This window comes from Pseudomonas sp. Pc102, assembly GCF_018408275.1.
Lineage (GTDB): Bacteria > Pseudomonadota > Gammaproteobacteria > Pseudomonadales > Pseudomonadaceae > Metapseudomonas > Metapseudomonas tohonis.
Window position 1 is genome coordinate 2,028,541 of sequence record NZ_AP021905.1, and the last position, 15,124, is coordinate 2,043,664.

General features: G+C 64.9%; 14 protein-coding genes. 13 read left to right on the forward strand and 1 reads right to left on the reverse strand.

Translation table 11 applies throughout. The features are described 5' to 3' along the window. Positions 1-69: 69 nt before the first annotated feature. The 5 genes from PHLH3_RS09480 (at position 70) to prpF (ending at position 6,861) form a co-directional block, all read left to right on the forward strand. Positions 70-792 carry a GntR family transcriptional regulator gene (locus PHLH3_RS09480; RefSeq protein ID WP_213629016.1) on the forward strand — a complete coding sequence of 241 codons (723 nt, stop codon included), beginning with the start codon at positions 70-72 and terminating at the stop codon, positions 790-792. Next, the gene (gene prpB / locus PHLH3_RS09485; protein ID WP_213629017.1) at positions 789-1,676 is read left to right on the forward strand and encodes a methylisocitrate lyase; all 888 of its coding nucleotides are present in this window, start codon (positions 789-791) and stop codon (positions 1,674-1,676) included. Before PHLH3_RS09480 ends, prpB begins: the two co-directional genes overlap by 4 nt. Positions 1,677-1,805: 129 nt before the next feature. Continuing rightward, on the forward strand, positions 1,806-2,966 hold the full coding sequence (gene prpC / locus PHLH3_RS09490; protein ID WP_074968784.1) for a 2-methylcitrate synthase: 1,161 nt from the start codon (positions 1,806-1,808) through the stop codon (positions 2,964-2,966). A 14-nt stretch (positions 2,967-2,980) separates the two neighbouring features. Further along, the gene (gene acnD / locus PHLH3_RS09495) at positions 2,981-5,590 is read left to right on the forward strand and encodes a Fe/S-dependent 2-methylisocitrate dehydratase AcnD (protein WP_213630495.1); all 2,610 of its coding nucleotides are present in this window, start codon (positions 2,981-2,983) and stop codon (positions 5,588-5,590) included. Positions 5,591-5,682: 92 nt separating this feature from the next. Beyond that, positions 5,683-6,861 (forward strand): 2-methylaconitate cis-trans isomerase PrpF, encoded by a 1,179-nt coding sequence (gene prpF / locus PHLH3_RS09500; RefSeq protein ID WP_213629018.1) that lies wholly within the window; start codon positions 5,683-5,685, stop codon positions 6,859-6,861. Between the two features lie 98 nt (positions 6,862-6,959). Here the strand turns inward: prpF and PHLH3_RS09505 are convergent, their stop codons facing one another. Continuing rightward, positions 6,960-7,778, reverse strand: a complete 819-nt coding sequence (locus PHLH3_RS09505) for a pyruvate, water dikinase regulatory protein (RefSeq protein WP_111261444.1) — start codon at positions 7,776-7,778, stop codon at positions 6,960-6,962. 160 nt (positions 7,779-7,938) lie between these two features. Here PHLH3_RS09505 and ppsA point away from each other — a divergent pair, with 160 nt between their 5' ends. From ppsA to sigX, 8 genes are all read left to right on the forward strand, one after another. After that, the gene (gene ppsA / locus PHLH3_RS09510) at positions 7,939-10,308 is read left to right on the forward strand and encodes a phosphoenolpyruvate synthase (protein ID WP_173174007.1); all 2,370 of its coding nucleotides are present in this window, start codon (positions 7,939-7,941) and stop codon (positions 10,306-10,308) included. Positions 10,309-10,373: 65 nt separating this feature from the next. Beyond that, a complete protein-coding gene (locus PHLH3_RS09515) occupies positions 10,374-11,357 on the forward strand; it encodes an alpha/beta fold hydrolase (RefSeq protein ID WP_213629019.1) in 984 nt (327 codons plus the stop codon). 137 nt (positions 11,358-11,494) lie between these two features. Continuing rightward, positions 11,495-11,719 carry a Rieske 2Fe-2S domain-containing protein gene (locus tag PHLH3_RS09520; protein ID WP_244863005.1) on the forward strand — a complete coding sequence of 75 codons (225 nt, stop codon included), beginning with the start codon at positions 11,495-11,497 and terminating at the stop codon, positions 11,717-11,719. A gap of 20 nt (positions 11,720-11,739) precedes the next feature. After that, the gene (gene rraA, locus PHLH3_RS09525) at positions 11,740-12,228 is read left to right on the forward strand and encodes a ribonuclease E activity regulator RraA (RefSeq protein WP_021220316.1); all 489 of its coding nucleotides are present in this window, start codon (positions 11,740-11,742) and stop codon (positions 12,226-12,228) included. A 22-nt stretch (positions 12,229-12,250) separates the two neighbouring features. Beyond that, positions 12,251-13,246, forward strand: a complete 996-nt coding sequence (locus PHLH3_RS09530) for a zinc transporter ZntB (RefSeq protein WP_173174012.1) — start codon at positions 12,251-12,253, stop codon at positions 13,244-13,246. Between the two features lie 54 nt (positions 13,247-13,300). Continuing rightward, positions 13,301-13,546, forward strand: coding sequence for a CrfX protein (locus PHLH3_RS09535; protein ID WP_111261449.1), 246 nt, complete (start codon positions 13,301-13,303; stop codon positions 13,544-13,546). 2 nt (positions 13,547-13,548) lie between these two features. Next, positions 13,549-14,373: a mechanosensitive ion channel domain-containing protein gene (locus tag PHLH3_RS09540; RefSeq protein ID WP_111261450.1), complete on the forward strand. Its 825-nt coding sequence runs from the start codon at positions 13,549-13,551 to the stop codon at positions 14,371-14,373. Between the two features lie 94 nt (positions 14,374-14,467). Beyond that, positions 14,468-15,058, forward strand: a complete 591-nt coding sequence (sigX, locus tag PHLH3_RS09545) for an RNA polymerase sigma factor SigX (RefSeq protein WP_021220312.1) — start codon at positions 14,468-14,470, stop codon at positions 15,056-15,058. Positions 15,059-15,124: the final 66 nt, after the last annotated feature.

Sequence of the window (15,124 nt, forward strand, 5' to 3'; positions counted from 1 at the left end):
TGTTCCAGTTTGACTGGGTGGCGATGCGGCGTTATTTTTGCGGGGTAATTTTTCAATGTGTCGACAATCATGTTTGATGCCGCTGAAGAACCCGTTACCCAGGCCGAAGACTCGGAAACCCTGTCCGAGCACGTCTTCCGGCGTATCCAGGCGGCCATCGTCAAGGGCGAGATCGCGCCCGGCAGCAAGATTTCCGAGCCCGAACTGGCGCGTGCCTACGGCATCAGCCGCGGTCCGCTGCGCGAGGCGATGCATCGGCTGGAGGGGCAGAAGCTGCTGGTGCGCGTGCCTCATGTCGGTGCCCGGGTGGTGTCGCTCAGCCACGCCGAGCTGATCGAGCTCTATGAAATCCGTGAATCCCTCGAAGGCATGGCCTGCCGCCTCGCGGCCGAGCGCATGACACAGGCGGAGATCGACGAGCTGCGCGCGGTGCTGGAGACCCACGAGCGCGACGAGGCCTTCCAGGCCGGGCGTGGCTACTACCAGCAGGAAGGCGACTTCGACTTCCACTACCGGATCATCCAGGGCAGCGGCAACCAGACCCTGACCCGCATGCTCTGCGGCGAGCTGTACCAGCTCGTGCGCATGTACCGCCTGCAGTTCTCCAGCGTGCCCAATCGCCCGCGCCAGGCCTTTGCCGAGCACCACCGCATTCTCGATGCCATCGCCGACCGTGACGGTGAACTGGCCGAGCTGTTGATGCGCCGTCACATCGGCGCTTCCAAACGCAATATCGAGCGCCACTACCAGGGCGCCGTCGCCAACCCCTCCCAGACCCGAGGTGATTCATGACCCAGCTCTCCGCCGGCCAGCGTTTCCGCCAGGCCCTTGCCGAAGAAAGCCCGCTGCAGGTGATCGGTGCGATCAACGCCAACCATGCGCTGCTGGCCAAGCGTGCCGGCTACAAGGCCATCTATCTTTCCGGTGGCGGCGTGGCGGCGGGTTCGCTGGGCCTGCCGGACCTGGGCATCAACACCCTGGACGACGTGCTCACCGACGTGCGCCGCATCACCGATGTATGCGACCTGCCGCTTCTGGTGGACATCGACACCGGCTTCGGCCCCAGTGCCTTCAACATCGAGCGCACAGTGAAGAACCTGATCAAGGCCGGCGCCGCTGCTGCCCACATCGAGGACCAGGTCGGCGCCAAGCGTTGCGGCCACCGCCCGGGCAAGGAGATCGTCTCCTGCGAGGAGATGGTCGACCGCGTCAAGGCGGCAGCCGATGCCAAGACTGACCCTGGCTTCTTCCTCATCGCCCGCACCGACGCCATCCAGGCCGAGGGCGTGGACGCCGCCATCGAGCGCTGCCTGAGCTACGTGGAAGCCGGCGCCGACGGCATCTTCGCCGAGGCCGCCTACGACCTGCCGACCTACCAGCGTTTCGTCGAGGCCCTGAAGGTGCCGGTGCTGGCCAACATCACCGAGTTCGGCGCCACCCCGCTGTTCACCCGTGACGAGCTGGCCTCGGTTGGCGTGGCCATCCAGCTCTACCCGCTGTCGGCCTTCCGTGCGGCCAACAAGGCGGCGGAAGCCGTCTACACCTCGATTCGCCAGAACGGCCACCAGAAGGACGTGATCGAGCTGATGCAGACCCGTGCGGAGCTCTACGACCGCATCGGCTACCACGCCTTCGAGCAGAAGCTCGACGCGTTGTTCGCCGCCGGCAAGAAGTAACCAGGGTAGGGTGGGCCGGGCGGCGATCCGCTTCAGCCCACCACATCAGCGTCGCGGGTAGGGCTTCATCGGATCACCTTCCGGCCCGCCATACAGCGCAACAGAACAAAAAGACTCGAGGAGATACCGATGAGCACCACCGAAACCACCACTCCGGGCTTCAAGCCGAAGAAATCCGTGGCCCTTTCCGGCACCGCCGCCGGCAATACCGCCCTGTGCACCGTTGGCCGTACCGGCAACGACCTGCACTACCGGGGCTACGACGTGCTGGATTTCGCCAATCGCTGCGAATTCGAAGAGATCGCCCACCTGCTGGTCCACGGCAAGCTGCCCAATGTGGCCGAGCTGGCCGGCTACAAGGCCAAGCTCAAGGCCCTGCGCGGCCTGCCCGCTGGCGTCAAGGCCGCGCTGGAGCAGCTGCCGCCTTCCGCCCACCCGATGGACGTGATGCGCACCGCCGTCTCCGTGCTGGGCTGCCTGTCGCCGGAGAAGGATGACCACAACCACCCCGGCGCCCGCGACATCGCCGACAAGCTGATGGCTTCCCTGGGTTCCGCGCTGCTGTACTGGTACCACTACAGCCACAACGGCAAGCGCATCGAGGTGGAGACCGACGACGACTCCATCGGCGGCCACTTCCTGCACCTGCTGCATGGCGAGAAGCCCCGCGAATCCTGGGTGCGCGCCATGCACACCTCGCTGAACCTGTACGCCGAGCACGAGTTCAACGCTTCCACCTTCACCTCGCGGGTGATCGCCGGCACCGGCTCGGACATGTATTCCTGCATCGCCGGCGCCATCGGTGCCCTGCGCGGGCCCAAGCATGGCGGCGCCAACGAGGTGGCCTTCGAAGTGCAGAAGCGCTACGACAGCCCGGATGAGGCCGAGGCCGACATCCGCGCCCGTGTCGAGAAGAAGGAAGTGATCATCGGCTTCGGCCACCCGGTCTACACCGTCTCCGACCCGCGCAACAAGGTGATCAAGGAAGTGGCCCGCGAGCTCTCCGTGGAGCAGGGCAACACCAAGATGTTCGACATCGCCGAGCGACTGGAAAGCACCATGTGGGAAATCAAGAAGATGTTCCCCAACCTCGATTGGTTCAGCGCCGTCAGCTACCACATGATGGGCGTGCCCACCGCCATGTTCACCCCGCTGTTCGTGATCGCCCGCACCTCGGGCTGGTCCAGCCACGTCATCGAACAGCGCATCGACGGCAAGATCATCCGCCCGAGCGCCAACTACACAGGCCCCGAAGACCTGAAGTTCGTGCCGCTCAAGGACCGTAAATAACAATGACCACGACCGTGAACAGCCAATACCGCAAGCGCTTGCCCGGCACCGCGCTGGATTACTTCGACGCCCGCGAGGCGGTCGAGGCGATCCAGGCCGGCGCCTGGGACAAGCTCCCCTACACCTCCCGCGTGCTGGCCGAGCAACTGGTGCGCCGCTGCGAGCCCGCCGACCTGAACGCATCGCTGGAGCAGCTGGTTTATCGCAAGCGCGACCTGGATTTCCCCTGGTACCCGGCGCGCGTGGTCTGCCACGACATCCTCGGGCAGACCGCGCTGGTGGACCTGGCCGGCCTGCGTGATGCCATCGCCGAGCAGGGCGGGGACCCGTCCAAGGTCAACCCGGTGGTGCCGACCCAGTTGATCGTCGACCACTCCCTGGCCGTCGAGGCCCCGGGCTTCGACCCGGACGCCTTCGAGAAGAACCGCGCCATCGAGGACCGCCGCAACGAGGACCGCTTCCACTTCATCGACTGGACGAAAACCGCGTTCAAGAACGTCGACGTGATCCCCGCCGGGAACGGGATCATGCACCAGATCAACCTGGAGAAAATGAGCCCGGTGATCCAGGCGCGGGGCGGCATCGCCTTCCCCGACACCTGCGTCGGCACCGACTCGCACACGCCGCACGTGGACGCCCTGGGCGTGATCGCCATCGGCGTCGGCGGCCTGGAAGCCGAAACCGTGATGCTCGGCCACCCGTCGATGATGCGCCTGCCCGACATCGTCGGTGTCGAGCTGACCGGCCAGCGCCAGCCCGGCATCACCGCCACCGACATCGTCCTGGCGATCACCGAGTTCCTGCGCAAGGAGCGCGTGGTGGGCGCCTACGTCGAGTTCTTCGGCGAGGGGGCGGACAGCCTGTCCATCGGCGACCGCGCGACCATCTCCAACATGTGCCCGGAATACGGCGCCACCGCCTCGATGTTCTACATCGACGAGCAAACCATCGACTACCTCAAGCTCACCGGCCGCGAGCCCGAGCAGGTGGCGCTGGTGGAGAACTACGCCAAGACCCTGGGGCTGTGGGGCCGTGCACTGAAGACCGCCGAGTACGAGCGCGTGCTGAGCTTCGACCTGGGCAGCGTGGTGCGCAACATGGCCGGCCCGTCCAACCCGCACCGCCGCCTGCCGACCTCAGCGCTGGCCGAGCGCGGCATCGCCGACGAGGCCAAGCTGCAGGCCGGTCGTGACGAAGAGGCGAAGGGCCTGATGCCCGATGGCGCGGTGATCATCGCTGCCATCACCAGCTGCACCAATACCTCCAACCCGCGCAACGTGATCGCCGCCGGCCTGGTGGCGAAGAAGGCCAATGCCCTCGGCCTGGTGCGCAAGCCCTGGGTGAAGACCTCCTTCGCCCCGGGCTCCAAGGTCGCCAAGCTGTATCTGGAGGAAGCCGGCCTGCTGCCGGAGCTGGAGAAGCTCGGCTTCGGCATCGTCGCCTACGCCTGCACCACCTGTAACGGCATGTCCGGCGCGCTGGACCCGGTGATCCAGAAGGAGATCATCGACCGTGACCTGTACGCCACCGCCGTGCTCTCGGGCAACCGCAACTTCGACGGGCGCATCCACCCCTACGCCAAGCAGGCCTTCCTCGCCTCGCCGCCGCTGGTGGTGGCCTATGCCATCGCCGGCACCGTGCGCTTCGACATCGAGCAGGACCCGCTGGGCACCGATGCCCAGGGCAACCCGGTCACGCTGAAGGACTTGTGGCCGAGCGACGAGGAGATCGACGCCATCGTCGCGGCCTCGGTGAAGCCCGAGCAGTTCAAGCAGATCTACATCCCGATGTTCGACCTGGGCAGCGTGCAGGAGGCGGAAAGCCCGCTGTACGACTGGCGCCCGATGTCCACCTACATCCGCCGTCCCCCGTACTGGGAAGGCGCGTTGGCCGGCGAGCGCACGCTCAAGGGCATGCGGCCGCTGGCGATCCTGCCGGACAACATCACCACCGACCACCTGTCGCCGTCCAACGCCATCCTGGCGGACTCGGCCGCCGGCGAGTACCTGGCGAAAATGGGCCTGCCGGAGGAGGACTTCAACTCCTATGCCACCCACCGTGGTGACCACCTGACGGCCCAGCGCGCCACCTTCGCCAACCCGCAGCTGGTCAACGAGATGGCCGTGGTCGACGGGCAGGTGAAGAAGGGTTCGCTGGCCCGCGTGGAGCCGGAAGGCCAGGTGATGCGCATGTGGGAAGCCATCGAGACCTACATGAACCGCAAGCAGAACCTGATCATCGTCGCCGGTGCCGACTACGGGCAGGGCTCGTCCCGCGACTGGGCGGCCAAGGGCGTGCGCCTGGCGGGTGTGGAAGTGATCGTCGCCGAGGGCTTCGAGCGCATCCACCGCACCAACCTGGTGGGCATGGGCGTGCTGCCGGTGGAGTTCAAGCCGGGCACCACGCGCCTGACCCTGGGCCTGGACGGCACCGAGACCTACGACGTCGAAGGCGACATTTCGCCGCGCTGCGACCTGACCCTGGTGGTCAATCGCCGCAACGGCGAGGTGGTGCGGGTGCCGGTGACCTGCCGCCTGGACACCGCCGCTGACGTCAGCGTGTACAAGGCCGGTGGCGTGCTGCAGCGCTTCGCCAGGGACTTCCTCAAGGGCGAGGTCGCCTGACTGCGCAGGGTGGAGGGCGCTTTTCCCTCCACCCTACGGCTCATTGAAGGCTTAGCCCGGATGACATCCGGGCCATTTTCAGGACTGCACTCATGGCTCATCTGCCGCAAGTGAAAATCCCCGCCACCTACATCCGTGGCGGCACCAGCAAGGGTGTGTTCTTCCGCCTGCAGGACCTGCCCGAGGCCTGCCAGGTGCCGGGCGAGGCCCGTGACCGGCTGTTCATGCGGGTGATCGGCAGCCCCGATCCCTACGCCGCGCACATCGACGGCATGGGCGGGGCGACCTCCAGCACCAGCAAGTGCGTGATCCTGTCGAAGAGCAGCCAGCCGGGGCACGATGTCGACTACCTCTACGGGCAGGTCTCCATCGACAAGGCCTTCGTCGACTGGAGCGGCAACTGCGGCAATTTGTCCACCGCGGCGGGCGCCTTCGCCATTCATGCCGGGCTGGTGGACCCGTCACGCATTCCGGCCAACGGCACCTGCGTGGTGCGCATCTGGCAGGCCAACATCCAGAAAACCATCATCGCCCACGTGCCGATCACCGATGGCCAGGTGCAGGAAACCGGCGATTTCGAGCTGGACGGGGTGACCTTCCCGGCGGCGGAGATCGTGCTGGAATTCCTCGATCCGTCGGATGACGGGGAGGAGGGCGGTTCGATGTTCCCCACCGGCAACCTGGTGGATGAGCTGGACGTGCCGGGCGTCGGCACCTTCAAGGCGACCCTGATCACCGCCGGCATTCCCACGGTGTTCGTCAACGCCGAGGACATCGGCTACACCGGTACCGAGCTGCGCGAGGCCATCAACGGCGACCCCGAGGCGCTGGCGCGCTTCGAGAAGATCCGCGTCGCCGGCGCACTGCGGATGGGGCTGATCCAGTCTCCCGAAGAGGCGCTGACCCGCCAGCACACGCCGAAGGTGGCGTTCGTTGCCCCGCCCAGGGACTATCAGGCCTCCAGCGGCAAGACGGTGAAGGCCGACGAGATCGACCTGCTGGTACGAGCGCTGTCCATGGGCAAGCTGCACCACGCGATGATGGGCACGGCGGCGGTCGCCATCGGCACCGCGGCGGCCATCCCTGGCACCCTGGTGAACCTGGCTGCCGGTGGTGGCGAGCGCACGGCGGTACGTTTCGGACACCCTTCGGGCACCCTGCGCGTGGGCGCCGAAGCCCGGCAGGTGGACGGCCAGTGGCAGGTGACCAAGGCGATCATGAGCCGCAGCGCGCGGATATTGATGGAAGGATGGGTAAGGGTTCCGGCGTAGCCGGAAGCCTCAAGGTTCAAGTCGCAAGCGGCAAGAAAAAGCCCGGGTATCTCGCGAGGCCCGGGCCATGATCGTCTTGCAGCTTGCAGCTTGCAGCTTTATTTGAGCCTCCGCTCGACACCTTTCTCGACGAGAATCTTCGCGGAGATTTCCTCGACCGAGAAATGCGTGGAGTTGATGAAGTTGATGTTCTCGCGACGGAACAGGTTCTCCACCTCGCGGACTTCGAACTCGCACTGGGCGAAGCTGGCGTAGCGGCTGTTGGGCTTGCGCTCGTTGCGGATCGCGGTGAGGCGGTCGGGGTCGATGGTCAGGCCGAACAGCTTGCTCTTGTACTTCTTCAGGGCGGCCGGCAGTTGCAGGCGCTCCATGTCTTCTTCGGTCAGCGGATAATTTGCGGCACGAATTCCGTATTGCATTGCCATATACAGGCAGGTCGGCGTCTTTCCGCAGCGGGAAACGCCAACGAGGATGAGGTCGGCCTTGTCGTAGTAATGCGTGCGGGCACCGTCGTCGTTGTCGAGGGCGAAGTTCACGGCCTCGATGCGTTCCATGTAGTTGGCGCTGTGGGCGATCGAATGCGACTTGCCCACCGAGTAGGAGGAGTGCGACGTGAGTTCCTGTTCCAGCGGGGAGAGGAAGGTCGAGAAGATGTCGATCATGAACCCGTTGGACGTGGCGAGAATGTCACGGATTTCCTGGTTCACGATGGTGTCGAAGATGATGGGCCGGGCCCCGTCCGCCTCGGCAGCTATATTGATTTGCTGTACCATGGCGCGCGCTTTTTCGACGCTGTCTATATAAGGCCGCGTGAGCTTCGCGAAGGTAATGGTCTCGAACTGCGCCAACAGGCTCTGCCCGAGGGTTTCAGCGGTGATGCCGGTACCGTCGGAGATGAAAAAAGCGGTTCGTTTCATGCGCCAAAGGCCTTAAGTCGGGATCGATTCTTGGCTATCATAGGCCCGTTTTTGCTGGCCCATTGCCGGCCCGCATTGTGACTCATTTTTCCGGCCTCGCGCCAGAACACGGCGGAACCGCTCCGCACGAGCTTTTCCAACAGATAGTGGAGAGATCACCTTGGTAGAGTACGTAGTTTCCCTCGATAAGCTCGGCGTCCACGATGTTGAGCATGTGGGGGGCAAGAACGCATCCCTGGGCGAGATGATCAGCAATCTGGCTGGCGCCGGGGTATCCGTTCCCGGTGGTTTCGCCACTACTGCGCAGGCCTATCGCGACTTCCTCGAACAGAGCGGCCTCAATGATCAGATCCACGCCGCGCTGGACGCCCTCGATGTCGATGATGTCGCTGCCCTGGCCAAGACCGGTGCACAAATCCGCCAGTGGGTGATGGACGCCGAGTTCCCCCCGCGCCTGGATGCCGAGATCCGTTCCGCCTTCGCCGCCATGGCCGGTGGCAACGACAACATGGCCGTGGCCGTGCGCTCCTCCGCCACCGCCGAGGACCTGCCTGATGCGTCCTTCGCCGGCCAGCAGGAAACCTTCCTCAACATTCGTGGCGTGGACAACGTGATCCGCGCCGCCAAGGAAGTCTTCGCCTCCCTCTTCAACGACCGTGCCATCGCCTACCGCGTGCACCAGGGCTTCGACCACAAGCTGGTCGCCCTGTCTGCCGGTGTGCAGCGCATGGTGCGTTCGGAAACCGGCACCGCCGGCGTGATGTTCACCCTGGACACCGAGTCCGGCTTCCGTGACGTGGTGTTCATCACCGGCGCCTACGGCCTCGGCGAGACCGTGGTGCAGGGCGCGGTGAACCCCGACGAGTTCTATGTGCACAAACACACCCTGGAAGCCGGCCGCCCCGCGATCCTGCGTCGCAACCTGGGCAGCAAGGCGATCAAGATGGTCTACGGCGACGAAGCCAAGGCCGGCAAGTCGGTGAAGACCGTCGACGTCGACCGCGCCGAGCGCGCCCGCTTCTGCATCACCGATGCCGAGGTCACCGAGCTGGCCAAGCAGGCCATGATCATCGAGAAGCACTACGGTCGCCCGATGGACATCGAATGGGCCAAGGACGGTGACGACGGCAAGCTGTACATCGTGCAGGCCCGTCCCGAGACCGTTAAGAGCCGCGCCAGCGCCACCGTGATGGAGCGCTACCTGCTGAAGGAAAAGGGCACCGTCCTGGTGGAAGGTCGCGCCATCGGCCAGCGCATCGGCGCCGGTCCGGTGAAGGTGATCCACGACGTTTCCGAGATGGACAAGGTCCAGCCGGGCGACGTCCTGGTCTCCGACATGACCGACCCGGACTGGGAGCCGGTGATGAAGCGCGCCAGCGCCATCGTCACCAACCGTGGCGGCCGTACCTGTCACGCCGCGATCATCGCCCGTGAACTGGGCATCCCGGCCGTCGTCGGCTGCGGCAACGCGACCCAGGTGCTGAAGGATGGCCAGGGCGTGACCGTGTCCTGCGCCGAAGGCGACACCGGCTTCATCTTCGAGGGCGAACTGGGCTTCGACATCCGCAAGAACTCCGTCGACGCCATGCCCGAGCTGCCGTTCAAGATCATGATGAACGTCGGCAACCCCGACCGCGCCTTCGACTTCGCCCAGCTGCCCAACGAGGGCGTGGGCCTGGCGCGCCTGGAATTCATCATCAACCGCATGATCGGCGTGCACCCCAAGGCGCTGCTGAACTTCGCCGGCCTGCCCAGCGAGATCAAGGACAGCGTCGAGAAGCGCATCGCCGGCTATGACGACCCGGTCGGCTTCTACGTCGAGAAACTGGTCGAGGGCATCAGCACCCTGGCCGCAGCCTTCTGGCCGAAGAAGGTCATCGTGCGCCTCTCGGACTTCAAGTCCAACGAATACGCCAACCTGATCGGCGGCAAGCTCTACGAGCCGGAAGAAGAGAACCCGATGCTCGGCTTCCGTGGCGCCTCGCGCTACATCAGCGAATCCTTCCGTGACTGCTTCGAGCTGGAATGCCGCGCGCTGAAGAAAGTGCGCAACGACATGGGCCTGACCAACGTCGAGATCATGGTGCCCTTCGTCCGTACCCTGGGCGAAGCCAGCCAGGTGGTCGAGCTGCTGGCCAGCAACGGCCTGAAGCGCGGCGACAATGGCCTCAAGGTCATCATGATGTGCGAGCTGCCGTCCAACGCGCTGCTGGCCGAGGAGTTCCTCGAGTTCTTCGATGGCTTCTCCATCGGTTCCAACGACCTGACCCAGCTGACCCTGGGCCTGGACCGTGACTCCGGCATCGTCGCCCACCTGTTCGACGAGCGTAATCCGGCGGTCAAGAAGCTGCTGGCCAATGCCATCGCCGCCTGCAACAAGGCTGGCAAGTACATCGGCATCTGCGGCCAGGGCCCGTCCGACCATCCGGACCTGGCCAAGTGGCTCATGGAGCAGGGCATCGAGAGCGTGTCGCTGAACCCCGACTCGGTCCTCGACACCTGGTTCTTCCTGGCCGAAGGCCAGGCGTGACCTTCTAACCGCAACCAGAAGAAGGGCGGGCTGCAAACCCGCCCTTTTTCGTGCAAGTAGCATTCATGCAAAGCAGTAGTGATCTATTCCCCGTCGCGCTGATCAGCGCCGAACTCCGTGGCGACATCACGGAAGACGTCTATCGCCTCAAGCCTGGAAACAGCCCCGACTCCAGTGTCGAACTGGTCATCACCCGGCTGGGGCTGCCCGGCCACGAGGAGCAGCGTGGCGTGCCCGTCGTCCTCCTGCATGGCAGCTTCTCCAATCGTCGCTTCTGGTACTCGCCCAAATGCCTGGGGCTCGGCCCGCACCTGGCCCGTGCCGGCTTCGACGTGTGGATCGCCGAGATGCGTGGCCACGGCCTGTCGCCGCGCAACCAGGACTACCGGCGCAACCGCGTCGCCGACTACGCGCGCTACGACCTGCCGGCCATCGGGGCCTTCGTCCGCGAGCAGACGGCGCAGGCGCCCCACTGGATCGGTCATTCCCTGGGCGGGATCACGCTTGCGGCGGCGCTGGGCGGTCATTACCTGGCGGGCGAGCACGTTGCGTCCGTCGCGTTGTTCGGCAGCCAGATCAGTCGCGTCTACTGGCCCCTGAAGGTCCCGCCGGTGGAGTGGAGCGGGCGCTTCCTGCTCAAGCGCCTGGCCGTGCTGTCCGGGCCTGGCCTCAAGCGCGGGCCCGAGGACGAGCCCATCGGCATCGGCCTGGAAAGCCTGCGCTGGCACGGCCTGTTCGGTCGCTTCGGCGATGCCGAGCGCGACTGGTGGAAGGGGCTCGCCGAGGTGAATGTGCCGGTATTGGCCGTCGGTGCTGCCGGCGACCAGCAGGACCCGGCCTGGGCCTGCCGCAAGCTGCTGGAGCAGTTCGGCGGCGAGACGAAGCAGTTCCTCTGCCTGTCCCGCGAGAATGGCTTCGCCGACGACTACGGTCATATCGAGATGCTGGTCAGCAAGCATGCCCAGCAGGAGGTCTGGCCGCTGGTGGAGCACTGGCTCGACCGGTTGCAGCTGCCCGGCTCGTTCGGCCAGGCGGTGCCTGCCGTCTGAAGCCCCGTTCCGGGGCTATGGCGCTGTGCTAAAGATGCTGGGGCCGTATCGATGCGAAGGGGCAGGCTCGTCGCGCTGGAGAGCCAGATCGATCAGCAGGATGGCCGTCGCGGGACTTCCCAGCCAGGGGCCGTCAATTGCCGCTGATCGTCGGTGATCGGCAGGGGATCATCCTGGAAAACCTGTGCCCGCGCCGGGGCGCGCCCTTGCACAACGGCACGCTCGAATGTAGGGTGCTGCGCTGTTCCCGCCACGGGATCGCCTTCGATCCGGACAGTGGCCGCGCCCTCGATGCGGCCTGTTCGCCGCCGCTTCGGCTGACGCTGGCTCATGACGGTGATCGTGTCGGCCTCGACCTGTAACCCCATCAAGGAGCCTTGCCATGCAATACGTCACCCCTGATCTGTGCGACGCGTACCCGGACCTGGTGCAGGTCGTCGAGCCGATGTTCAGCAACTTCGGCGGCCGCGATTCCTTCGGTGGCGAGATCGTCACCATCAAGTGCTTCGAGGACAACTCCCTGGTTAAGGAGCAGGTCGACCTGCCGGGCCAGGGCAAGGTGCTGGTGGTGGACGGCGGCGGCTCCCTGCGTCGCGCCCTGCTGGGCGACATGCTGGCCGAGAAGGCGGCGAAGAACGGCTGGGAAGGCATAGTCGTGTACGGCTGCATCCGCGACGTCGACGTCATCGCCCAGACCGACCTCGGTGTGCAGGCCCTGGCCAGCCATCCGATGAAGACCGACAAGCGCGGTATCGGCGACCTCAACGTGGCCGTCACCTTCGGCGGCATCACCTTCCGCCCGGGTGAATTCGTCTATGCCGACAACAACGGCATCATCGTCTCCCCGCAAGCCCTGAAGATGCCGGAATGACCGGACGGGGTACTCGCTGAGGATGGTCGAGGAACGCAACGTACGCTGGGGGCTGGTGCACGCCTATGTCCTGGATGGCCAGGGTGGGGCGCGCTCCATCACCAAGGACGAGCTGGATGTCATCGAGCTGCAGGAACGGGAAAGCCTCTGGCTGCACTGGGACCGCGGCCACGCCCTGGCGCGCCAGTGGCTGCGCGAGGCCAGCGGGCTGAGCGAGTTCGCCTGTGACCTGCTGCTGGAGGAAAGCACCCGCCCGCGCCTGGTGAGCCTGCCGGAGAACCAGCTGCTGCTGTTCCTGCGCGGCGTCAACCTCAACCCGGGTGCCCAGCCCGAGGACATGGTCGCGGTGCGCATCTTCGCCGATGCGCAGCGCGTCATCTCCCTGCGCCTGCGGCCGCTGCACGCCACCGATGAGCTGATCGAGCAGTGGAATGGCGGCACCGGGCCGAAGACCGCCTCCGAAGTGCTGCTCTACCTGGCCGAGCACCTGACCGACAAGGTCGATGCCCTGGTCGCCTCGCTCTCCGAGGAGGTCGACGAGCAGGAGGAGCGCCTGGATGCCAGCGAACGCTACAACCCCGATCACGACCTGATGCTGCACATCCGTCGTCGCGCCGCCGGCCTCAAGCGCTTCCTGGCGCCGCAGCGGGACATCTATGGCCAGTTGATGCGCAACCGCATGAGCTGGTTCGCCGCCGACGACACCGATTACTGGAACGAGCTGAACAACCGCCTCACCCGCTACCTGGAAGAGCTCGAGCTGATCCGCGAGCGTGTCGGGCTGGTGCTGGAGTCGGAGAACCGGCGCATGAGCGAGCGCATGACCCGCACCATGTACCTGCTGGGCATCATCACCGGCTTCTTCCTGCCGATGAGCTTCATCACCGGCCTGCTGGGCATCAACGTCGGGGGTATCCCTGGTGCCGACGCGCCCTATGGCTTCGTCGTCGCCTGCCTGCTGATTCTCGGCGTCGCCGCCTTCCAGTGGTGGCTCTTTCGTCGCCTGCGCTGGCTCTGATGTGACCCGCTGATCGCTGGCCACGTCTAGCCGACATATCCACGAGAGGTGCGCATGCACGATCCGTTCGAAGAATCCCTGCGGGACCTGCTCAAGCGTTCGTCATCCGAGCACGATGACAACGCCGCGCTGGGCCGCGTGCTCAAGACCGCCAACCGCCAGGTTGGCGTCGGCGACCTGTTCAGCCTGCTCGGCCATTGGGCCGAGGCGCTGATGATCGCCCTCAACAACGGCTCGGCCCACGTGGCGCCGGTCTCTCGTCGCACCTCATCGAAACGCTCCGCTGACAAGGCTGATTGAACATGGAATTCGACCCCTGGACCCAAGGTATCGTTAACGCCATGACCACGGTGTGGACACCGGTGGCCGGCTTCATCCCGCGCCTGTTCGGTGCCCTGGTCGTGGTCCTGCTGGGCTTCGTCGTGGCCAAGCTGCTCGACACCCTGCTGTCCAAGCTGCTGGCCAAGCTCGGCCTCGATCGCCTGATGGGCGGCACCGGCCTGACCAAGATCCTCGCCCGCGTCGGCATCCAGGTGCCGGTCTCCACGCTGATCGGCAAGATCGTCTACTGGTTCGTGCTGCTGATCTTCCTGGTCTCCGCCGCCGAGTCCCTCGGCCTCGACCGTGTCTCCGCCACCCTCGACATGCTCGCCCTCTACCTGCCCAAGGTGCTCGGTGCGGCCCTGGTGCTGCTGGCCGGCGTGCTCCTGGCGCAACTGGTCAGCGGCATCGTCCGTGGCGCCGCCGAAGGAGTGGGGCTGGACTACGCCCACGGGCTGGGGCGCATCGCCCAGGGCCTGGTGATCATCATCAGCATTTCGGTGGCCATCGGGCAGCTGGAGGTCAAGACCGACCTGCTGAACAACGTCATCGCCATCGTGCTGATCTCCATCGGCCTGGCCGCCGCGCTGGCGCTGGGCCTTGGCAGCCGCGACATCGCCGGGCAGATCATCGCCGGCATCTACGTGCGCGAGCTCTACCAGGTGGGGCAGGACGTGAAGGTGGGTGACGTCGAGGGGCAGATCGAGGAAATAGGCACGGTGAAGACCATCATCCTCACCGACGAGGGCGACCTCGTGTCGGTGTCCAACCGGACATTGCTCGACCAGCGGGTAACGAGCCGCTAACGCGGCTCCTCAACCCTTGCTAATGTATGCCGCCATAGCGGAGCGCTGCCTCGCGTTCCGGCGGCTCCTGACCTGACTGTCGGCCCGACCCGTTTTGAACAAGCCCCAATCGCTTTCCTTGCGCTACGACCCTCGCGAGCTCTCCGATGAAGAGCTGGTGGAGCGCGCCCATGTCGAGCTGTTTCATGTCACGCGCGCCTATGAAGAACTCATGCGTCGCTACCAGCGCACCCTGTTCAACGTCTGTGCCCGATATTTGGGGAACGAACGAGACGCCGACGATGTCTGTCAGGAGGTGATGCTGAAGGTGCTGTATGGATTGAAGAACTTCGAAGGGAAGTCCAAGTTCAAGACATGGCTCTATAGCATCACGTATAACGAATGCATTACCCAATATCGGAAAGAGCGTCGTAAACGTCGCTTACTTGATGCCTTGAGTCTCGATCCTCTCGAGGAGGCCTCGGAGGAAAAGGCACCCAAGCTCGAAGAGCGTGGAGGCCTTGAAAGATGGCTGGTGCATGTGAACCCGATCGATCGTGAAATCCTGGTGCTGCGCTTTGTCGCAGAACTGGAATTTCAGGAAATTGCTGACATTATGCATATGGGTCTGAGCGCGACGAAGATGCGATACAAGCGCGCGCTGGACCGCTTGAGAGAAAAATTTTCAGGTCTGACCGAAACTTAGTTGGGCAAAATTAATCTCTTAGATCAGCGAGTTCTGGTAAACTTGCCGACCAAGTTGTCTTCCGAG